This is a genomic window from Nocardioides seonyuensis, from assembly GCF_004683965.1.
GTDB classification, from domain to species: domain Bacteria; phylum Actinomycetota; class Actinomycetes; order Propionibacteriales; family Nocardioidaceae; genus Nocardioides; species Nocardioides seonyuensis.
The window spans coordinates 2,972,777-2,994,796 of sequence record NZ_CP038436.1 but is presented as its reverse complement, the minus strand read 5'-3'; the positions used below and the strand labels follow the sequence as shown (position 1 = coordinate 2,994,796).

Annotated in this window: 15 protein-coding genes; 7 read left to right on the top strand and 8 right to left on the bottom strand. The window is 70.5% G+C overall.

Annotated features, from left to right (window positions below; translation table 11 throughout):
- Positions 1-41 precede the first annotated feature (41 nt).
- From EXE58_RS14510 to EXE58_RS14485, 6 genes are all read right to left on the bottom strand, one after another.
- A complete protein-coding gene (locus EXE58_RS14510; RefSeq protein WP_135268541.1) occupies positions 42-995 on the bottom strand; it encodes an electron transfer flavoprotein subunit alpha/FixB family protein in 954 nt (317 codons plus the stop codon).
- A gap of 17 nt (positions 996-1,012) precedes the next feature.
- Positions 1,013-1,786, bottom strand: a complete 774-nt coding sequence (locus EXE58_RS14505; protein WP_244242242.1) for an electron transfer flavoprotein subunit beta/FixA family protein — start codon at positions 1,784-1,786, stop codon at positions 1,013-1,015.
- 134 nt (positions 1,787-1,920) lie between these two features.
- The gene (locus EXE58_RS14500) at positions 1,921-2,250 is read right to left on the bottom strand and encodes a hypothetical protein (RefSeq protein ID WP_135268539.1); all 330 of its coding nucleotides are present in this window, start codon (positions 2,248-2,250) and stop codon (positions 1,921-1,923) included.
- Positions 2,251-2,289: 39 nt separating this feature from the next.
- A complete protein-coding gene (locus EXE58_RS14495; protein ID WP_135268538.1) occupies positions 2,290-3,066 on the bottom strand; it encodes an enoyl-CoA hydratase/isomerase family protein in 777 nt (258 codons plus the stop codon).
- A gap of 89 nt (positions 3,067-3,155) precedes the next feature.
- Entirely contained in the window at positions 3,156-3,803 is a 648-nt protein-coding gene (locus EXE58_RS14490; protein WP_135268537.1) for a response regulator, read from the bottom strand.
- Positions 3,800-4,771 (bottom strand): HAMP domain-containing sensor histidine kinase, encoded by a 972-nt coding sequence (locus EXE58_RS14485; RefSeq protein WP_244242241.1) that lies wholly within the window; start codon positions 4,769-4,771, stop codon positions 3,800-3,802. Before EXE58_RS14485 ends, EXE58_RS14490 begins: the two co-directional genes overlap by 4 nt.
- Positions 4,772-4,889: 118 nt before the next feature.
- On the opposite strand from EXE58_RS14485, the gene EXE58_RS14480 reads away from it, so the two are divergent.
- The 6 genes from EXE58_RS14480 to treZ are packed head-to-tail and all read left to right on the top strand — an operon-like array spanning position 4,890 to position 15,136.
- Positions 4,890-5,366: a TrkA C-terminal domain-containing protein gene (locus tag EXE58_RS14480; protein WP_135268536.1), complete on the top strand. Its 477-nt coding sequence runs from the start codon at positions 4,890-4,892 to the stop codon at positions 5,364-5,366.
- A complete protein-coding gene (locus EXE58_RS14475; protein ID WP_135268535.1) occupies positions 5,363-6,655 on the top strand; it encodes an ArsB/NhaD family transporter in 1,293 nt (430 codons plus the stop codon). The genes EXE58_RS14480 and EXE58_RS14475 overlap by 4 nt, the downstream gene beginning before the upstream one ends.
- Before the next feature lie 46 nt (positions 6,656-6,701).
- The gene (gene glgX, locus EXE58_RS14470) at positions 6,702-8,864 is read left to right on the top strand and encodes a glycogen debranching protein GlgX (RefSeq protein WP_135268534.1); all 2,163 of its coding nucleotides are present in this window, start codon (positions 6,702-6,704) and stop codon (positions 8,862-8,864) included.
- Positions 8,865-8,910: 46 nt separating this feature from the next.
- On the top strand, positions 8,911-11,094 hold the full coding sequence (gene glgX / locus EXE58_RS14465; RefSeq protein ID WP_135268533.1) for a glycogen debranching protein GlgX: 2,184 nt from the start codon (positions 8,911-8,913) through the stop codon (positions 11,092-11,094).
- Positions 11,091-13,388, top strand: a complete 2,298-nt coding sequence (treY, locus tag EXE58_RS14460) for a malto-oligosyltrehalose synthase (protein WP_135268532.1) — start codon at positions 11,091-11,093, stop codon at positions 13,386-13,388. The genes glgX (EXE58_RS14465) and treY overlap by 4 nt, the downstream gene beginning before the upstream one ends.
- On the top strand, positions 13,388-15,136 hold the full coding sequence (gene treZ / locus EXE58_RS14455) for a malto-oligosyltrehalose trehalohydrolase (protein ID WP_135268531.1): 1,749 nt from the start codon (positions 13,388-13,390) through the stop codon (positions 15,134-15,136). Before treY ends, treZ begins: the two co-directional genes overlap by 1 nt.
- An 18-nt stretch (positions 15,137-15,154) precedes the next feature.
- On the opposite strand, the gene EXE58_RS14450 is transcribed toward treZ, so the two are convergent.
- Together EXE58_RS14450 and glgP are read right to left on the bottom strand one after the other, a co-directional pair.
- Positions 15,155-15,433: a VOC family protein gene (locus EXE58_RS14450; RefSeq protein ID WP_167288906.1), complete on the bottom strand. Its 279-nt coding sequence runs from the start codon at positions 15,431-15,433 to the stop codon at positions 15,155-15,157.
- A 54-nt stretch (positions 15,434-15,487) separates the two neighbouring features.
- Positions 15,488-18,073, bottom strand: coding sequence for an alpha-glucan family phosphorylase (gene glgP / locus EXE58_RS14445; RefSeq protein ID WP_135268530.1), 2,586 nt, complete (start codon positions 18,071-18,073; stop codon positions 15,488-15,490).
- Between the two features lie 87 nt (positions 18,074-18,160).
- Between glgP and EXE58_RS14440 the strand changes: the two genes are divergently transcribed.
- Entirely contained in the window at positions 18,161-21,997 is a 3,837-nt protein-coding gene (locus EXE58_RS14440; RefSeq protein WP_208544027.1) for a M36 family metallopeptidase, read from the top strand.
- The last annotated feature ends 23 nt before the right edge of the window (positions 21,998-22,020 follow it).

The following is a 22,020-nucleotide window of genomic DNA, read 5'->3' as shown; positions in this document are numbered from 1 at the left end:
CCCCGACCGTGTGGTCGGGGGCGCCTGGCGGGTGCTGGGGCTCAGCCCTTGCGGGCCGCGATCTGCTCGGTGGCCGCAGGGAGGACCGAGTGGAGGTCTCCCACGACGCCGAAGTCGACCAGCTCGAAGATCGGCGCCTCCTCGTCCTTGTTGACGGCGACGATGACCTTGGAGGTCTGCATGCCGGCTCGGTGCTGGATGGCACCTGAGATGCCGTTGGCGACGTAGAGCTGGGGCGACACGGTCTTGCCGGTCTGGCCGACCTGGAACGCGTGCGGCATCCAGCCCGAGTCGACGGCAGCGCGCGAGGCGCCGACAGCGGCGCCGAGCGAGTCGGCGAAGCCCTCGACCGGGGCGAAGTCGCCGCCGGTGCCACGCCCGCCCGAGACCACGATGGCGGCCTCGGTGAGCTCGGGACGGCCGGTGGACTCACGAGGCTGGGTGGCCACGACCTGGGCGGTCTTCGCGGCGTCGGAGACGGTTGCGGAGAACGCCTCGACCGCACCCGCACCAGCCGCCTCCTCAGGGGCGGCGGCGTTGGGCTTGACCGTGATGATCGGGGTGCCCTGCGTGACCTTGGCCTGGACGGTGTAGTTGCCCGCGAAGACGCTCTGCGTCGTGACGGGCCCTTCCTGCACGTCGACGGCGTCGGTGATCAGGCCCGAGCCGATCTTGATCGCGAGGCGTGCCGCGACCTCCTTGTTCTCGAACGAGGAGGGCAGCAGGATGGCAGCGGGCTGCGCCTGCTCGGCCAGCTGCTGCAGCGCCTCGGCCTTGGGGGCCACGAGGTAGCCCTTGATCTCGGCGTCGTCGACGACGTAGACCTTCTCGGCGCCGTAGGCCTTGACCTTCTCGGCAACGGCGTCGGCCTTGTCGGGCGAGCCGAAGAAGACCGCCGACGGCTCGCCGAGGCGGCGGGCGATCGTGAGCAGCTCGAGCGTGGGCTTCTTGACCGCGCCGTCGGCGTGGTCGATGACAACCAGGACTTCAGACATTGTCTCGGTGTCCCTTCTCAGATGAACTTCTTGGAGGCGAGGAACTCGACCAGCGCCGTGGCGCCCGAGCCGTCCTCGTCGGTGACGATCTCGCCGGCGGTGCGCGGCGGGCGTGCGGTGGTGTCCTCGACCTGCGACCAGGCGACGGAGAGGCCGACCTCGCCGGCGTCGACGCCCAGGTCAGAGAGGCTGTAGGTCTCCAGCGGCTTCTTCTTGGCGGCCATGATGCCCTTGAAGGAGGGGTAGCGCGCCTCGCCGGACTGGTCGGTCACCGAGAGCACGAGCGGGAGCGTCGCACCGATGACCTCGGTCGAGCCCTCGTTGTCGCGCTTGACCCGCACCTGGTCACCCTGGCTCTCCACCACGGACGCGAGCGTCACCTGGGGCAGTCCGAGGCGCTCTGCCAGCATCGCCGGGACGACGCTCATGCCACCGTCGGTCGAGGCCATGCCGCAGACCACGAGGTCGGCAGGACCGACCTTCTCGATGGCCTTGGCGAGGACCAGCGAGGTCGCGATCGAGTCGGAGCCGGCGATGGCGTCGTCGACGACGTGGACGCCCTTGTCGGCACCCATCTGCAGCGCCTTGCGCACCGCGTCGACCGCCTTCTCCGGCCCCACGCAGAGCGCGGTGACCTCGATCTCCTCGCCCTCGCGCTTCTCGCGGAACTGCAGGGCCTGCTCGACGGCGTACTCGTCGAGCTCGGACAACAGGCCGTCGACGCCCACGCGGTCGACGGTGTTGTCATCCTCGAACTTCCGGTCGGCCGTGGCATCCGGCACGTACTTCACACAGACAACAATGTTCATGGTGGTGTGGCCTCGCGGCCCCTCCTGTGCGCTCGATGTGTGACCGAGAGGCTACCTACCACCAGCGCCACGGCGTAACCGGGTCCACGGTGGGGTCGCTCACAGTCCTGGTCGCGTCAGGGACGGACGATCCGGTCGAGGATGCGTCCCACCACGAGCCAGACCACCGCTGCGATCCCCCAGTTGACCAGGGCGTTCTTGACGTCGGCGCCGTCGCCACGGAAGTCGAAGACCCCGGCCCGGCGGTCGAAGACGCCGAGGTCGACCGCGCTCGCGGCGTCCTTGATGAACTGCACGAGCGAGTTGCCCTGGTTGGCGTCGAGCGCGACCAGGAGCGCGCCGAGCGCCAGCACGAGTGCGCACGCCGCACACGCGAGCCAGATGGCCTGCGCCAACGTTGCGCGCACCTGCGCGACTGCATTCCTCGAGCTGGCGTCCTTGGCCACGTCTTCTCCTGCTTGTCTGGGTGGTTGCGGGGTGGGCGGTCAGCGACCGACGAAGGTCGCCTTGCCCGGCCCGTGCTCAACGAACGATGACATGCCGAGGGCACGGTCCTCGGTGGCGAAGATCGCGGCGAACTGCTGCCGCTCGATCTCGAGCCCGGTGTCGAGGTCGACCTCGACGCCGCGGTCGATGCACTCCTTGGCTGCCCGGAGGGCGAGGGGGGCGGCTCCCGTGAACTGACGCGCCCAGGCCACTGCGGCGTCGTAGACCTCCTCAGGCGGCAGCACCTTGTCGACCAGCCCGATCGAGAGAGCCTCCTCGGCCTTGACGAACCGCCCGGTGAGGATCATGTCCTTGGCGCGGCTCGGGCCGACGAGGCGCGCCAGGCGCTGGGTGCCGCCGGCGCCGGGGATGATGCCCAGCAGCACCTCCGGCTGGCCGAAGACCGCGTCCTGGGCTGCGAACCGGAGGTCTGCGGCCAGCGTCAGCTCGCACCCGCCACCCAGCGCGTAGCCGTTGACGGCGGCGACCACGGGCTTGGGGATGCGGGCGATGGCCGTCGTCGCGGAGCTCACCGAGTAGGACAGCTCGACCATCTGGGCGTAGGAGAGGTCGGCCATCTCCTTGACGTCGTTGCCCGCGGCGAAGACACGGTCACCTCCCCACAGGACGACCGACCTCACGTCGTCGCGCTCGGTCACCTCCTGGGCTGCCTCACGGAGGTCGACCTGGACCTGGGCGCTGATCGCGTTCATCTTCGGGCGGTCCAGGCGCACGGTGGCGACTCCGTCGGTCACGTCGATCGAGACGAACTCCATGCCAGGGCTCCTGTGGTGGGACGACGGGTGGTCCCCCGCATTGTGCCGTCATGCGCCGCTCTCGCGACACCGGCCCGTACGTCGTGTGGTCAGGGCTCGATGAGCCCCGCCCTGATGGCGTACCGGGTCAGCTCGGTCCGGTCGCGCATGCCCAGCTTCGCCAGGATGTTCGCGCGGTGGCGCTCGACCGTCTTGTGGCTGATGACCAGCGCGGCGGCGATCTCCCTGGACGAGTGGCCCTCTGCGATGAGCTTGACCACCTGGTCCTCCCGGGCCGTCAGGACTGACGCCGGCGGGCCCTCGCCGCGACGCAGCCGCTCGAGGTAGCTCCGGACCAGGGTGCTCGCCACCCCCGCGTAGAGGAACGACTCACCGCGCATGGCCGCCCGGCACGCGGAGACCAGGTCCTCGTCGGCCGCGGACTTGAGGACGTAGCCGCTGGCACCGACCTTGAGCGCCGAGAAGAAGTACTGCTCGTTGTCGTGCATGGACAGCATCAGCGTGCGCACCGACGGAGCACGCCGCTTGATCTCCTCGGCGGCCTGCAACCCCGTCATGCGCGGCATCGAGATGTCGAGCACGGCGAGGTCGGGGCGCTCGGTGCGCGCGAGCTCGACCGCCTCGGCACCGTGCGACGCCTCGGCGACGACGCACAGGTCGGGCTCGGAGTCGAGGATCCGCCGCACCCCTGTCCGCACCAGCGCGTGGTCGTCCGCGAGCAGGATGCGGATGCTCATGCGCTCTCCGCCGGGACAGGCACCTCGAGGACGACCTCGGTGCCGCCCCCCTCGCGGCGCCGCACCTCCAGCCGCCCGTCGACCATCTGCGCTCGCTCCTGCATGCCCTGGATGCCCGCGCCGCGGGAGGGGTCGGCACCACCGACTCCGTCGTCGGCGACGCGCAGGACGAGGGTGTCTCCGCGTCGGGTCAGTCCGACCAGCGCCTCGGTCGCACGTGCGTGCCGGGCGACGTTGGTGAGGGCCTCCTGGGCCACGCGGTAGACCACGAGCTCGGTCTCGGGCGGGAGGTGCGGCAGGCCGGGGAGGAAACCTCGCCGGACCGGCACCCCGCTCCGGGCGGTGAGGTCGCTGGCGAGGCTCGACACCGAGTCGAGCAGGCCGAGGTCGTCGAGCACGCCCGGGCGGAGACGCTGGGAGATGCGCCGGACCTCCTCGAGGCTGGCCCGCGTCGTCTCACGCACCTGCTCCAGCTCTTCGACCACGTCGTGGGGGGCGATGTCGATGGCCTGCTTCAGGCCGAGCAGGACGGCTGTCAGGCTCTGACCGACCTCGTCGTGCAGCTCCTGGGCGATGCGCCGCCGCTCTGCCTCCTGCGCGTTCAGGACACGGGCGCGACTGGTCGTCCGCTCCACCTCGAGCCGCTCGAGCATGGCGTTGAAGCCCTGCACCAGCGCCTCGGCCGGGCCGGCCCCTCCCTGCTCCAGCCGCAGGCCGGGCTGCCGCAGGTCGATCTCGGCCATCAGCGTGGTGAGGCGGTCCAGCGGTCGCAGCACCGAGCGCAGCAGCAGCCCGTTGAGGACGACGATCACGACGAGGCCGACGAAGAGCACCAGGACCTCCGACCACAGCGGCCGGGAGGACACGGTCGCCGGCGACAGCGCCAGGACCAGGGTCCCCACCAGGAAGACCGCGCCGTTGATCAGGCACACCCGCCAGAACAACGGCAGTGACAGCTCCCGACTCACCGCACCAGCGTCGCAGAACGAGCGCCAGGATGGGTGGTGCACCCCATTCTGTCGACGTCGTAGCGCCGATTGACTGGGTGCATGCGATCAGCGTGGTCCCAGACCTGTGAAAGTGCCGATGGGCCCCGCTGAGCTCGAGGTGGCCGTCTCCGTCGGCATGGTCTGCGCGGCGGTGGGTTTCGCCGTCGGCCTGGCGATCGGTCGCGGGCGGCAGCCGCGGTGGGTCGAGAAGGGCAGCTTCGTCCACAAGGTCTCGATCGGCTTCGCGACGCTGGACCGGCTCGACGCCGTGATGCTCAGGTTCGAGGTGGAGCCCGACTCGCTGCTCAGGGGCGTGGAGATCGACGAGCTGCGACTGCCGCTCGGATCGGGCGTCGCCCTCGTCGCTCGCGGGAGGAGCTGCTTCGTCCCCCACGAGGCGACGGCACTCCGCGTCGGGGACCAGGTGCTCGTCGTCACAGCCCTGGAGCAGGTCTCCAGGGTCGAGGAGCGCTTGCGCTCGGTCAGCCGCTACGGGCGGCTCGCCGGGTGGTACGAGTCGCTCGAGCCCGCCTCGTCCGCGGCCGCGTTCGGCGTGCCACGGAGGGCTGCGTGATCCTGACCTCGGCCGCGATCTCGATCTTCATCGTCAGCTACGCCCTCATCGCGACCGAGCGGGTCCACCGCGTGGCCGCAGCCCTCGGCGGGGTGGCGGGAATGGTCGTGATCGGCGTGGTCGACGCCGAGACGGCGTTCTTCGACCCCCACACCGGAATCGACTGGAACGTCATCTTCCTGCTCTTCGGGATGATGGTGATCGTCGGCGTCCTCAAGCAGACGGGCCTCTTCGAGTTCCTCGCCCTGTGGGCGGCACAGAAGTCCGAGGGCAAGCCCTACAAGCTGCTCGTCCTGCTCGTGCTCGTGGGTGCCACGGTCGCTCCGATCCTCGACAACGTCACGTGCGTCCTGCTGGTCGCCCCGGTCACTCTCTCGGTGTGTCGCCAGCTGGGCCTCTCACCATCGCCCTACCTCATCTCCTTGATCCTGGCGTCCAACATCGGCGGCACCGCGACGCTGATCGGCGACCCGCCCAACATCATCATCGGCAGCCGCGCCGGGTTGAGCTTCACCGACTTCCTGGTCCATTCGCTGCCGCTGACGGTCATCCTGCTGGCCGGCTTCATCGTGATGGCGCGCTTCCTCTTCCGCAAGCACTTCACCCAGCCCGTCGACCTCAGCGCCCTGCGCGACCTCCGCCCGGTCGACGCCATCACCAACATGCGTCTCCTCGTGCGGTGCCTGGTCGTCCTGGCCCTGGTCATGGTGGCCTTCAGCCTGCACACCGTGCTCCACCTCGACCCGTCCACCGTCGCGATGATGGGTGCGGGCGCGACCGTCCTGGTCTCCAGCACCACTCCCGAGGAGTTCCTCGAGGAGGTCGAGTGGGGAACCCTGGCGTTCTTCATGGCGCTCTTCGTCCTCGTGGGCGCACTCGTCGAGGTCGGGATCATCGGCCGGATCGGTGAGATGGCCGCCGAGGCGATGGGCGAGCGCGAGCTGCTGGGGGCGACCGCCCTGCTGTTCGGCTCGGCAGTGATCGGGGCGTTCGTCGACAACATCCCCTACACGACCGCCACGGTGCCGGTCGTGCAGGACATGGTCGCCGCCACGGGGTCGTCCGGCGCCGACAGCCCCCTGTGGTGGGCCTTCGTCTTCGGAGCCGACCTGGGAGGCAACACCACCGCCGTGGCGGCCGGCGCCAACGTCGTGGTGCTCGGCATCGCCGCCAAGGCCGGGTCGCCCATCAGCTTCTGGGGCTTCACCAAGTACGGCATCGTGGTCACCGTGGCCTCGCTCCTCGTCGCCTGGCTCTACGTCTACCTCCGCTACTTCGCCCTGGCCTGAGGTCCCGCGATGCGGAGCCCCCGCGCACCTCCGCGACAATGGCCACGTGACACCCGCCGATGCCGCCAAGACAGCGTGGACCCACGAGGGCGAGACCAAGTCGGTCTGGCCCGGCCGCAACTACCCGTTGGGCGCGACGTGGGGAGATCCGGCGACCAACTTCGCGGTCTACGCGCCTCGGGCCGAGCGCGTGTGGGTGTGCCTGTTCGACGACGAGGGCGGTGAGGAGCGCCACCCCCTCACGGAGTACTCCCTCGGCGTCTGGCACGGCGCGATCCCCGGAGTGGAGCCCGGCGCCCTCTACGGATTCCGCGCCGACGGCCCGTGGGAACCCGACGCCGGCCTGCGCTTCAACCCGGCCAAGCTCCTCCTCGACCCCTACGGCAAGGCCGTGACGGGTGCGCTGACCGTCCACGACGCGATCTTCGGCTACGAGCCCGGCGAGCCGGAGGTCCGCAGCGACCTGGACTCGGCGCCGTACACCCCCCGCAGCGTGGTCGTGCGTGACGACTTCGACTGGGGCGGGGACGCCTCGCCTCGCCGACGTTGGCGCGACACGGTGATCTACGAGCTCCACGTCAAGGGCATGACCCAGCTCCACGACCGGGTGCCCGAGCGCCTGCGTGGCACCTACGCGGGCCTGGCCACCCCCGCTATCATCGACTACCTCAAGGACCTCGGCACCACCGCCGTCGAGCTGCTTCCCGTGCACCAGTTCTTCTCCGAGCCCTCCTTGGCCGAGCGAGGGCTCGTGAACTACTGGGGCTACAACTCGCTCGGGTTCTTCGCCCCTCACGGCGCCTACTCCTCGACCGGCGACCGCGGCCAGCAGGTCAGCGAGTTCAAGGCGATGGTCAAGTCCTTCCACCAGGCCGGCCTGGAGGTCATCCTCGACGTCGTCTACAACCACACCGCCGAGGCGGGACCGCTCGGCCCGACGCTGAGCTTCCGCGGCCTCGACGACCTGGGCTACTACCAGCGGGTCGAGAAGGACGGCGAGCCCGTCGTCCCCGACACCTACTGGGACGTGACCGGCTGCGGCAACACGGTCGACGCCACCCACACCCAGAGCCTGCGGATGATCCTGGACTCCCTGCGCTACTGGGTCACCGAGATGCACGTCGACGGCTTCCGCTTCGACCTGATGAGCGCGCTCACCCGCACCAACCAGGTCGTCGACATGGGCAGCCACCTCATCACCGCCATCGGCCAGGACCCCGTCCTGCGCCACGTCAAGCTGATCGCCGAGCCGTGGGACGCCTCCATGGACGGCTACCGGGTCGGCGAGTTCCCCCCGCCGTGGGTGGAGTGGAACGACCACTTCCGCGACACCGTCCGCGACTTCTGGCGCGGCCGGGGCGCGGTGCGCACCCTGGCGACCAGGCTCGCCGGCTCCAGCGACCTGTACGCCGACGACGGCCGGTCGCCGTACGCCTCGGTCAACTTCATCACCGCCCACGACGGCTTCACCCTGCGCGACCTGGTGTCCTACGAGACCAAGCACAACGAGGCCAACGGCGAGGGCAACCGCGACGGCACCGACAACAACCGGTCGCACAACTTCGGAGTCGAGGGCGAGACCGACGATCCAGGCATCGTGGCCCTCCGCCGCAGGCAGGCCGCGAACCTGATGGCGACGCTGTGCTTCTCCAGCGGCGTCCCGATGCTGACCGCCGGCGACGAACGAGGTCGCACCCAGCGTGGCAACAACAACGCCTACGGCCAGGACAACGAGATCTCCTGGATCGACTGGCAGCCCTACGACGCCTGGCTCGACGTCTACGAGATCACCAAGTGCGCCCTCAGGCTGCGTCGCGAGCATCCCGTCCTGCGCCAGCGTCACTGGTTCGCGGGGCGACCCACGATGAAGGGTGGCCCCAAGGATCTCATCTGGCTGCACCCGGCCGGACGGGAGATGACGACCGAGGACTGGAACGACGACTCCGTCCACACCGTCGGGATGTTCCTCAACGGCTCGCCCCTGCGCTCCCCCAGCAAGCACGGCGAGCAGATCCACGACAAGTCGTTCATGATCTGGCTCAACGCCGGAGCCGACGACGTCGAGCTCGTGCTGCCCGCCAACAAGTGGGTGCACGAGGGCGAGGTGGTCCTCTCGACCAACGAGGCTCTTCCGGTCGGCTCCCCCGCCAGGGCCGGCAGCAGCATGTCGCTGCAGGGGCGGTCGGTGCTCGTGCTGCGTCAGAGGTGAGCCGAGGAGTACGGGCCGGCAGGATCTCGCGGGTAGCGTCGGCGCAATGACCGAGACCTGGCCCGGCACGGCCTACCCCCTGGGCGCGACCTTCGACGGCAGCGGGACCAACTTCGCGCTGTTCAGCGAGGTCGCCGAGCGAGTCGAGCTGTGCCTCTTCGACGCCGACCCCGACGAGCACGGCACCTTCCGCGAGACGAGGGTGGAGGTCACCGAGGTCGACGCCTACGTGTGGCACTGCTACATCCCGACGGTGCAGCCCGGCCAGCGCTACGGCTACCGGGTTCACGGTCCCTGGGACCCGAGCAGGGGCCTGCGCTGCAACCCCAACAAGCTGCTGCTCGACCCCTACGCCAAGGCGACCGCCGGTGAGATCGCCTGGGACCAGTCGCTCTTCGGCTACAACTTCGGCGACGAGGACTCCCGCAACGACGAGGACTCCGCCGCCCACATGACCCACGGTGTGGTCATCAACCCGTTCTTCGACTGGGAGGGCGACCGCCGCCTGGCCATTCCCTACAACGAGTCGTTCATCTACGAGGCGCACGTCAAGGGCCTGACCCAGCTGCACCCCGACGTCCCCGAGGAACAGCGCGGCACCTACCTCGGCCTGGCCCACCCCTCCGTCACGGCCCACTTGCAGAAGCTCGGCGTCACGGCGATCGAGCTGATGCCGGTGCACCAGTTCGTGCAGGACTCCACCCTGCTCGACAAGGGCCTGCGCAACTACTGGGGCTACAACACCCTGGGGTTCTTCGCCCCCCACGCCGACTACGCCTCGAGCAACCAGGGGCAGCAGGTGCAGGAGTTCAAGGCGATGGTCAAGGCGATGCACGTCGCCGGCATCGAGGTCATCCTCGACGTGGTCTACAACCACACCGCCGAGGGCAACCACCTCGGTCCCACCCTGAGCTTCAAGGGCATCGACAACCCCGCCTACTACCGGCTCGTCGAGGACGACCAGCGCTACTACATGGACTACACCGGCACTGGCAACAGCCTCAACGTCCGCCACCCGCACTCGGTCCAGCTCATCATGGACTCGCTGCGCTACTGGGTGACCGAGATGCACGTCGACGGCTTCCGCTTCGACCTGGCCGCCACCCTCGCCCGCGAGTTCTACGACGTGGACAAGCTCTCCACCTTCTTCGAGATGGTGCAGCAGGACCCCGTGGTGAGCCAGGTCAAGCTGATCGCCGAGCCGTGGGACATCGGCCCCGGCGGCTACCAGGTGGGCGGCTTCCCTCCCCAGTGGACCGAGTGGAACGGCGACTACCGCGACACCGTGCGTGACTTCTGGCGTGGCGAGCCGTCGCTGGGCGACTTCGCCTCCCGGCTCTCCGGGTCCTCGGACCTCTACGAGCACTCAGGGCGTCGTCCCTTCGCCAGCATCAACTTCGTCACCGCCCACGACGGCTTCACGCTGCGCGACCTCGTGTCCTACAACGAGAAGCACAACGAGGCCAACGGCGAGGACAACAACGACGGCGAGAGCCACAACCGCTCGTGGAACCACGGCGTCGAGGGCCCGACCGACGACGCCGAGATCCTCGAGGCACGGGCGCGTGAGCAACGCAACTTCATCGCCACCCTGCTGCTGAGCCAGGGCGTCCCCATGCTGCTCCACGGCGACGAGATGAGCCGCACGCAGCACGGCAACAACAACACCTATGCCCAGGACAGCAAGATCAGCTGGGTCCACTGGGACGAGGCCGACCAGCCGCTCGTCGAGTTCACGGCCGCGGTCTCGAGGCTGCGGGCCGACCACCCGACGTTCCGACGCAAGCGCTTCTTCACCGGCAGGAACGTCCGCACCGGCGACGGCGAACGCCTCAACGACATCGTGTGGCTGGGCCTGGACGGCGAGCCGATGTCCGAGGAGGCCTGGGGCGACGGCGGCAAGGCGATCGGCATGTACCTCAACGGTCACGGCATCGCCGGCAAGGACGCCCGCGGGCAGACGATCACCGACGACCACTTCCTGGTCTACTTCAACGCCGACGGCCCGGCGCAGGCGACGCTCCCGCCCGAGGAGTACGCCGCCGCCTGGGACGTCATCATCGACACGGGTGGCGACCCCGATGCCGACGCGACCGTCGAGGCTGGCGGGACCATCGACCTCGCCACCCACAGCCTCGTCGTCCTGCGCGAGCACTCCGAGCCCGAGGCCAGCCCCGACCACTCGGTGGCAGCATCACTGGCCGCGCGTTCGGGTACAGACGCTCCGTGACCGAACCCGACCGGCCCCGACGACGCAGTCCCCACAGCACCTACCGGCTCCAGGTGAGCCCCGACTTCGACCTGTTCGCGGCGGCGCGTGTGCTGCCGTACCTCCACGACCTCGGCGTCGACTGGGTCTACCTCTCACCGCTGCTCGCGTCAGAGCCCGGCAGCACCCACGGCTACGACGTGGTGGCGTTCGACCACGTCGACCCCGAGCGTGGTGGCGAGAAGGGCCTCGCGGCCCTCTCCGACGCGGCGAGGCGGCTCGGCATGGGTGTGCTCGTGGACATCGTGCCCAACCACGTCGGCGTGGCGACCCCTGAGGAGGACCCGTGGTGGTGGGACGTGCTGCGGCTGGGCCGCGAGTCCGAGCATGCCTCGGCGTTCGACGTCGACTGGGCCGCCGGTGACGGACGAATCCTGATCCCTGTCATCGGGGACGACGACGAGGACGCGATCCGCATCGAGGACGGCGCGGTGCGCTACCACGACCAGCGCTTCCCGCTGGCGCCCGGAACGAGCACCTTGGAGGAGCAGCACTACGAGCTGGTCAGCTGGCGTGCTGCCGACGAGGACCTCAACTACCGCCGCTTCTTCGCCGTCAACACCCTGGCTGCCGTGCGGGTCGAGGACCCTGAGGTCTTCGCGGAGACGCACGTCGAGGTCAAGCGCTGGTTCGACGAGGGCCTGGTGGACGGACTGCGCGTCGACCACCCCGACGGCCTGCGCGACCCCAAGCGCTACCTCGACGACCTCGCCGCGCTCACCGACGGGGCCTACGTCCTGGTGGAGAAGATCCTCGAGCCCGGGGAGCGGCTGCCCGGCGACTGGGCCACCGCCGGGACGACGGGGTACGACGCACTGGCCCTGATCGACCGGGTGCTCACGGATCCTGCCGGCGAGGCGCCGCTGACCGACCTCGAGGACCGGCTGCGCGGCGCCCCTGTCGACTGGCAGCGGATGGTCCACGACAACAAGCGGGCGGTGGCGGACGGCATCCTCCACTCGGAGGTGCTGCGGATCACCCGCGAGATCGGCCGCGCGCTGGAGTCCGCAGCCCCGGACGCAGCCGACGACGCCGTGGCCGATGCCGTCGCCGAGCTGCTGGCCTGCTTCCCGGTCTACCGCTCCTACCTCCCCGAAGGTCGAGAGCACCTCGACCACGCATTCGCCGCGGCGCGCGAGCAGCGTCCGGACCTCGCCCGCACCTTCGACACCCTCGAGCCGCTGCTCCACGACGAGTGGAGCCAACCGGCGCGGCGCTTCCAGCAGACCTCCGGGATGGTCATGGCCAAGGGGGTCGAGGACTGCTCGTTCTACCGCTGGTCGCGCCTCACCTCGCTCAACGAGGTCGGGGGCGATCCCTCGATCTTCGCCATCGACGTGGACTACTTCCACGCCGCGATGGCCGTGCGCCAGCGGGACTGGCCCGATGCGATGGTCACCCTGAGCACCCACGACACCAAGCGCGGCGAGGACGTGCGCGCGCGCATCACGGTGCTCGCCGAGGAGCCCGGTCGCTGGGAGCGGGCGCTCGACGAGCTGCTCCGGCTGGCGCCCCTGCCCGACCCGGCGTTCGGGTCGCTGCTGTGGCAGGCCGTGCTCGGCGCGTGGACCCCCGACCACCTGCCGGACCTTCGCGACCGGCTGCACGGCTACGCCGAGAAGGCGATGCGGGAGGCCGGCGACCGGACGACGTGGACCGAGCCGGACAATGCCTACGAGTCCCAGGTCCACGCGGCGGTGGACGCCGTCTTCGACTCCGACGAGGTCCAGCGCGTGCTCCTCGACCTGGCGACATGGGTCGACGAGCCTGCGCAGGCCAACTCGCTTGCGGCGAAGCTGGTGGCCATCACCATGCCGGGAGTGCCCGACGTCTACCAGGGCAGCGAGCTCTGGGAGACGTCCCTGGTCGACCCCGACAACCGCCGTCCGGTCGACTTCGAGCACCGGGCTGCCGTGCTCCGCGGGGTCGAGGAGGACGACGCCGTGACCAAGCTGCACGTGACCTGCATTGCGCTCACCCTGCGTCGGGAGAGGCCCGAGCTCTTCGCCGGCTACGCGCCCGTGACAGCCACAGGCACTGCTGCCGGTCACGTCCTCGCCTACGACCGAGGCGGCGCGATCACCGTGGCGACCCGCCTCCCGGTCGGCCTGGGCGCCGCCGGAGGCTGGGGCGACACGGCCCTCGACCTTCCCGAGGGTCGGTGGCACGACGTGCTGACCGGCCTCGACACCGACGGGCGGCTGGTCGACCTGCTCGCGTCCCACCCGGTCGCGCTGCTGGTGAGGGCCGGCTGATGCGGGGCCCGTACGACGTCTGGGCTCCGCGTCCCCGGCGGGTGCGTCTGGTCTGCCGGGTCGAGGACGTCCACGAGGTGGTCGACATGTCCCGCGGACCCGACGACTGGTGGACGCCGGCGCAGCCGCTGCCCGAGTCCGTCGATCGCGCGTCCTGCGTCGACTACGGCTACCTCCTCGACGACGATCCCGATCCGCGCCCTGATCCACGTTCGCGACGCCAGCCACGAGGCGTGCACGAGCTGTCGCGGCGAGACATGGGCACCCACGAGTGGCAGGACTCCGCCTGGACAGGTCGCCAGCTGGCCGGCTCGGTGATCTACGAGCTGCACGTCGGCACCTTCACCCCGGAGGGTGACTTGGACGCCGCGATCGGTCGGCTCGACCACCTGCTCGACATCGGGGTGGACCTCGTCGAGGTGATGCCGGTCAACGCGTTCAACGGCTCCCACAACTGGGGCTACGACGGGGTGGGCTGGTTCGCGGTCCACGAGGGCTATGGCGGCCCCGACGCCTACCGTCGCTTCGTGGACGCCTGCCATGCCAAGGGGCTCGGCGTGGTGCAGGACGTCGTGCACAACCACCTCGGCCCCTCCGGCAACTACCTCCCCCTGTTCGGGCCCTACCTCAAGCAGGGCCGAAACACCTGGGGCGACCTGGTCAACCTCGACGGCGAGGGCTCGTGGGAGGTGCGGCGCTACATCCTCGACAACGTGCGGATGTGGTTCGAGGACTTCCACGTCGACGGGCTCAGGCTCGACGCGGTCCACGCACTGAGCGACACCTCGCCGACGCACCTCCTCGAGGAGATGGCGATCGAGACTGCCGCGCTGTCGGCCCACCTGCGCAGGCCACTGACCCTGATCGCCGAGTCCGACCTCAACGACACGACCCTGGTCACTCCCCGTGAGGCTGGCGGCCACGGCCTCGACGCACAGTGGAGCGACGACTTCCACCACGCCGTCCACGTCGCCCTGAGTGGCGAGACGACCGGCTACTACGCCGACTTCGAACCGCTCGAGGCGCTGGCGAAGGTGTGTGAGAAGGGCTTCTTCCACGGCGGGACCTTCTCCTCCTTCCGAGGTCGCGACCACGGCAGGCCGGTCGACACCCAGCGCATGCCGACCTGGCGGCTGGTCGTCGCGAACCAGAACCACGACCAGATCGGCAACCGCGCTCGCGGCGACCGGCTCACCGAGCACCTCGACGACGACCAGCTGGCCTGTGCTGCGCTGCTGACACTGGCGGGGCCGTTCACACCGATGCTGTTCATGGGAGAGGAGTGGGCCGCGTCGACCCCCTTCCAGTTCTTCACCTCCCACCCTGAGTCCGAGCTCGGCAGGGCCACGGCCGAGGGCCGCATCCAGGAGTTCGAGAAGATGGGGTGGGACCCCGCCGAGGTCCCCGACCCGCAGGATCCCGAGACGTTCCGACGCTCCAGGCTTGACTGGGACGAGCTCGCGGAGGGCCGGCACGCCGTGCTGCTCGACTGCTACCGGCGGTTGGCGCGGCTGCGCCGTGAGATCCCCCAGCTGACCGACCCGTCCTTCGGCTCGGTCTCGTGCACCGTCGACGACCGCGTGCTCACGATGCGTCGTGGTGACCTGCTCGTCGCCGTCAACTTCGGCCGGTCTGCGACGTCCTTGGAGGTGGACCGCTCGGAGATCCTCTTCACGACACCGACGGCCCCGACGCTGACTGACGGCGTGCTCTCCCTGCCAGCCCACGCGGGAGCGTTGCTGGGCTGACCCAGCCTGGCTCGTGGGTCAGGCTGGCTCGAACAGCTCCACGAGGTTGCCGGAGGGGTCAGCCACCAGCACCTGCCGCCCGCCCGGCCCGGAGACGACGTCGCTGCGGAAGTCCAGGCCGGCATCGCGGAGCCTCGCCACCACCTCGTCGAAGCCGTCCACGACCAGGTGGATGCGGTTGCGTCCGGGCAGCGCGGCGTCCTCTGGTGTCGCGCGCGCGCCCGAGCTCTGCGGCCCGGAGAGCAGGAGGCGCAGTGGACCGCGCACCACGTCCGCGAGCTGTTCCGGTGAGGCCATGCCAGTCCCCTCTGCAGAGTCCTCGACACTACTCCCGAAGGCGGCAGCGGCTGCTCAGGCGGGTGGCTCCGCCACGAGCCCCAGCTCGGCGACGGACGCGAGGGCCTCGTTGCGGGGCACCACGCGCACGGTGTAGCCGAAGGAGCCTGCTCGGTCGAGCGTCACCTCGGCGTCGTAGCGGTGACGGTTGCCCTCGTAGGACTCCCCCACCTGCATCGGTAGCACCGTCGAGTCACGCAGCTCGTCCTCCCAGCCCGTGCGTCCGTGCACCACCTGGACGGCGACGTCTTCCGTCGTCAGGTCGCCGAGCGCCACCCAGGCGCGTACGACGAGCGCGTGTCCGACCTCGGCCTGGTCGGACACACCCTCGGACTCGACGTGCTCGACCCGCACGGCCGGCCAGCCGGCGCGGACACGGGACTTCCATCCCGCCAGCTCGATGGCCCCCTTGTAGTCGGAGTCGAGGCCACGGGCGGTGTGGGCGGCCGGGATGTAGAGCTCGCGGACGTAGTCGCGCACCTGGCGTGTCGCCAGCACCTTGGGGCCGAGCGACTTCAGGGTGTGCCTGACCATGGCCAGCCAGCGGGGCGGCACACCCTCGTGGTTCCGCTCGTAGAAGCGAGGTGCCACCTCGTTCTCGATCAGGTCGTAGAGGGCTGTCGCCTCGAGGTCGTCGCGCCGCTCCGGGTCGTCGATCCCGTCGGCCGACGGGATCGCCCAGCCGTTGTCACCGTCGTACCACTCGTCCCACCAGCCGTCGAGGATGGACAGGTTGAGGCCTCCGTTGAGCGCGGCCTTCATGCCCGAGGTCCCGCACGCCTCGTAGGGGCGCAGGGGGTTGTTGAGCCACACGTCGCAGCCCGGGTAGAGCGGCTGGGCCATGGCGATGTCGTAGTTGGGCAGGAAGGCGATGCGGTGGCGGACCTCGGGGTCGTCGGCGAAGGCCACCATCTCCTGGATGAGCCGCTTGCCCGTCTCGTCGGCAGGGTGGGCCTTGCCGGCGATGAGCAGCTGGATCGGCCGCTCGGGGTGCAGCAGGAGCCGCTTGAGACGCTCGGGGTCGCGCAGCATGAGGGTGAGCCGCTTGTAGGTCGGGACCCGCCGCGCGAAGCCGATCGTCAGCACGTCGGGGTCGAACGCCGTCTGGGTCCACGAGGTCTCGGCCCGCGTGAAGCCGCGCTCGGCCGCCGACCTCGCGATCCTGTCGCGGGCGTCGTCGACCAGGCAGGAACGAAGGGTGCGCTTGAGGTCCCAGATCTCGCGGTCCCCGACCTGGTCCACCAGTGGCCACAACGCGTCGGTGTCGTCAGCATCGACGTCCCAGTCGCGCCGGGCGGCCAGCTCGAAGATCTCCCGGGCGATCCAGGTGGGCCCGTGGACGCCGTTGGTGATCGAGCCGATCGGCACCTCGGCCTCGTCGAAGGCCGGCCACAACCCGTTGAACATGCCCCGGCTGACCTCACCGTGGAGCTGCGAGACACCGTTGGCGCGCTGGGCGAGCCGGAAGCCCATCACGGCCATGTTGAAGACGCCGGCGTCCCCACCCTCGTAGTCCTCGGCGCCGAGCGCGAGCACCCGTTCGACCGGGACCCCGGGCGTCGGCGAGACGCCGCCGAAGTACTGCTCGACGAGTTCACGCGGGAAGCGGTCGATGCCTGCGGGCACCGGTGTGTGCGTGGTGAAGACCGTCCCCGCACGGGAGACCTCCAACGCGGTGTCGAAGTCGAGACGCGGCCCGTCGTCGGCCACCGTGAGCTCGCGGATCCGCTCGATCCCGAGGAAGCCGGCGTGTCCCTCGTTGGTGTGGAAGACCTCGGGAGCCGGAGCACCGGTGATCCGCGACCACGCTCGCAGCGCCCGCACGCCTCCCACGCCCAGGAGCAGCTCCTGGCGCAGGCGGTGCTCGGAGTTGCCGCCGTAGAGGCGGTCGGTGACGTCGCGGTAGTGGGAGCTGTTCTCCTCGACGTCGGAGTCGAGGAGCAGCAGCGGCACGCGTCCGACGTGGGCGACCCAGATCCGGGCGATCAGGTCCGGCCCGTCGGGCAACGCGATGGACACGGTGGCCCGAGACCCGTCGGCCTCGCGCAGCAGCGCGAGCGGGAGCTCGTCGGGGTCGAGCAGGGGGTAGCTCTCCTGCTGCCAGCCGTCCCTGTCGAGGGCTTGCTTGAAGTAGCCGTGCCGGTAGAGCAGGCCGACGCCGACCAGCGGGACGCCGAGGTCGGACGCCGACTTCAGGTGGTCGCCGGCAAGGATGCCGAGCCCGCCGGAGTACTGCGGCAGCACCGACGTGATGCCGTACTCGGGTGAGAAGTAGGCGATCGAGCGGGGAGCGTCGTCACCGGCCCTCCGGGCATACCACCGGTCCTCCCCCAAGTAGCGCTGCAGGTCGTCGTGGAGGCGGGTCAGCCGCTCCATGAACGCGTCGTCGCGCGCAACCTCCCCCAGTCGCTCGCTGCTGACGGCGGCCAGGAGCCGCACGGGATCGCGATGCACGTCCTCCCAGAGGCCGGGGTCGATGTCGGCGAAGAGGTCCTGCGTCGGCGGGTGCCACGACCACCGGAGGTTGCCCGCCAGGACGGACAGCGGCGCAAGGGCGTCGGGAAGAACAGGTCGCACGGTGAACCGTCTGATCGCTCGCACCTCAGTGACGTTAGGGCATCGTCAGGGTCGAACCAACCTGTGCGACTCACAGGCATAACCCCGGACCCGCCGGGGCGTTGTCCTCACATGATCACAATCCCCTCGGCGCGCCGCCTCGCCCCGGCGGCTGCTGGCCTCCTCTCCCTCGCGCTGCTCCCCGGCCTCGCCACGGCCCCCGCCGCCGACGCGGGCCCTGCTCCCGCCACGAGCGCTGCCGACCTGGTGCGCACGCTGGGTGACCCTGTGCACGGCCTCGCGGACGTCGACCTGCGCCCTGCTGTGACGCCCCTCGCTTCCCAGCGCGCAGCCGTCGGCTCGCTCGGTGCCGCGAGGCTGCGCTGGAACGCCCAGGGCTCTCCGGCCTCGATCCTCCCCGCCGACGGCTCGCTCGGTCCCGCTCCCGGCGCCGCAGCCGACGGCGCGCGTACCTGGCTGGCGACCCACTCCGCCGTCTTCGGCCTCACCGCCGCGCAGGTCGCCGGGCTCGAGCTGGTGAGCTCCCAGGAGCTCGCCGGGAGCGACGCACGCGCGGTGCTGTTCCGCCAGCGGTACGGCGACCTGGTCCCGGCCACCGGTGGCCTGGTCACCGTGGGTGTGGCGGACGGGCAGGTCGCCTACGCGTCCTCCTCCCTCACCCGCCCCTCACAGGCCCCGGCCGCCCCGGCGCTCTCAGCCGTCGAGGGCTGGCTCAAGGCCGCCGCCGACGTGGGACGCGCGACGGAGGCCGGCGACGTCGAGCCGCTCGAGATGCCGGACGCGCTCGGTCGCTGGACCCGGCTGCAGGTCGCAGGCCTCGCCCAGGAGCAGCAGGTGCGGCTCCGAGCACTCGCGGTCGACGCCGCGACGGTGCGCCCCGTGTGGGAGGCGAACGTGGTCGACGTCGAGGGTGGAAGCGTCCTGGCGCACACGGTCCTGGTCGACGCGATCAGCGGCGAGGTGCTCCTGCGCCGCAACCAGGTGGACAACATGAACGACGCCCAGCTCTTCCAGGGGGCCATCACCGCTGCTGCCTGTGGACCCCGCCACACCTTCGAGCTGACCGACGACGCGACGCGCTCGATCAACGTCGCCGCCCTCGCCCTCCCCGCCGACGACGTCGTCTTCAAGCTCTACGGCCCCGGCGGCGAGCTCCTGCACAGCCAGGACCTCCTCACCAGCCCCGAGGTGGCGTCGTACTCCGCCGAGAAGATCCCGGCCGGCGCCTACGGCATCGAGGTGTGCCCCTTCGACGAGGCCTCGGTCGTGGTCGGCCAGTACGCACTGACGGTGCTGGTGAGCGACCAGGCGGCACCCTCCGGCGAGACGCTCCAGGCGAACCCCCGCTGGCGCTACTTCGCCGCGAACCCCACCCTGGACGGGCCGGACGAGACCCCGACCAACTCCGTCCTGGGCTGCTGGAACGCCGAGGAGGGCTGCGACCTGGCGCTGGCCCAGATCGCCGCAACCGGCCCCTGGGACACGCTGGCCGGCGGGAACCTGCCGACCTCGACCACGCTGGGCAACAACGCATCCACGCGCGAGGCGTGGCTCAGCCCGCTGACACCCGGCGGGCTGCTCCAGGCCCCGGTGTCGCCGACGCGTGAGTACACCTCGGAGTTCACCGACGCCTGGAACAACACCAAGTGCGACCCAGCACAGCTGGTCCCCGGCGGGAACGACATCGACGCCTCGGTCGGCAACCTGTTCGCCTCGCACAACCGGATGCACGACTACAGCTACCACCTCGGCTTCACCGAGAAGAACTACAACATGCAGGTCGAGAACGGAGGCCGCGGCGGTGTCGGCGGCGACCCCGAGGTCGGCAACGCGCAGGCCGGCGCCATCGGCGGGCTGCAGACCGGCCTGGGCCGCGACAACGCCAACCAGATCACCCTGCAGGACGGTGTCCCGGGCATCACCAACCAGTACCTCTTCCAGCCCATCGCCGGCGCCTTCTACGCCCCGTGCACCGATGGCGGCCTCGACATGGGGATCGTCGGTCATGAGTACACCCACGCCATCACCAACCGGATGGTCGGCGGCCCCGACGACGGGCTGACCTCCGAGCACGGCGGTGCCATGGGTGAGTCGTGGGCCGACCTGGTCGCCGGCGAGTACCAGTTCAGCCACGGCTACTCCAACGGCGGCAACATCTGGGCCATCGGCGCCTACGCCACGGGCAACCTCGAGACGGCGATCCGCGACTACGCCATCAACCGCAACCCCCTCAACTTCTCCGACTACGGGTTCGACTCGACAGGCCCCGAGGTCCACGCGGACGGCGAGATCTGGAACGGCACCCAGTGGGAGGTGCGCCAGGCGCTGGTCGAGAAGTACGACGCGGCCTTCCCCTCGACGGACAGGGCGCTGCAGCTCAAGTGCGCACAGGCCACGGCCGAGCGATCGCCGTATGCCCCCGAGCACTGCCCCGGCAACCGCCGCTGGGTCCAGCTCATGTTCGACTCGTTCCTGCTGCAGCAGGGCGCGACCTCGATGCTGGACGCGCGGGACGCGATGATCGCCGCCGACCGGATGCGGTTCGGCGGGGCCGACGAGGACCTCCTGTGGCGGGCCTTCGCCCGTCGCGGCATGGGTCGCGACGCCGCAGTGACCACCCCCGACGACCACGAGCCGACGCCGAGCTTCGCCTCCCCCACGTCCGCGAACGCTCGAGTCACCTTCGAGACGGCGGGCCAGGCCAGGATCTACGTCGGCCACTACGAGGCTCGGGTCTCGCCGGTGGCGGACACGGTCGCCGACACCCCGCTGGGTGCCAGTGCCGACTTCACACCCGGCACGTACGACGTGGTGGCGGTGTCGCCTGACCACGGGTTCACCAGGTTCACCCTGCGCGTCGAGGGCGCCAAGGCCCGGACCGTGGTGGTCGCCGACCAGGTCAACCTCGCCAGCGCAGCGGCCGGTGCGTCGGTCCTCGGCGCCACGTCGGGGTCACGCAACGCCGCCCACCTCATCGACGGCACCGAGGCCACGAACTGGGGCGGGGTGACCGACGGCAACGTCGACGACACCACCCCCTGGGTGGCCATCGACCTCGCCGGTGACCAGCACGTGGTCCGGCGGGTCCAGGTCAGCGCCATGCTCAACCCGGCGCCGGCGGACCCGAACGCCCTGCCGCTGGCCGCAGCCGAGGAGGACCCCGACTCGGGGTCCCGCTTCACCGCCCTGCGGCAGTTCGCCCTCGAGGCCTGCACCAGCGCGTGCGAGTCCCAGGACGCCACGTGGACGCGGTTCTACACCTCCCCCGCCGACGCCTTCCCGAGCGGGCTGCCGCGCCCGGTCGCGCCTGACCTGACCATGCGCGAGTTCGACGTCCCCGACACCGTGGCCTCGGCCGTGCGCCTGGTGGCGCTCGAGAACCAGTGCACCGGGCAGGCGGCCTACGCCGGCGACCAGGACGACGACCCGACCAACAACACGGACTGCAAGACCGGCTCCGACCGGGGCACCATCGTCCACGCTGCCGAGCTGCAGGTCTTCGGCGCCGCTGCGGGAGCCCCGCCTGTGACCGCCGGACCCGGCGCAGGCCCGAGCACGACCCCCGGCACGACCCCGGGCACGACCACGGGCACGACCCCGGGCACGACGCCCGGCACGACCACGGGCACGGAGGAGGCCGCCCGCACGGAGACCTCGCTCCGGATGAGGATCAAGCGCGCCCGCCAGACACCCCGCAACAGGGCTCCTCAGCTGCGACTCGCGGTGCGCCCCAGCGCCGAGGAGGTCGCAGGCACCTTCGTCGTGCGCGTCGACGGCCGCAGGTGGCGCAAGGTGACCACCGACGACGGGCGAGCACGGATCCTGCTCACCAAGAGGCTGCGGCCCGGACAGCACGTCGTACGGGTGCGGTTCCGCCCCGACGACCGCGCTGCCTACACCGGCTCTCGCAGCCGCGCCAGGCGGGTCGTCGTGCGAGGTCGCCGCTGACCCGGCTTGCGTGGACACCGTGC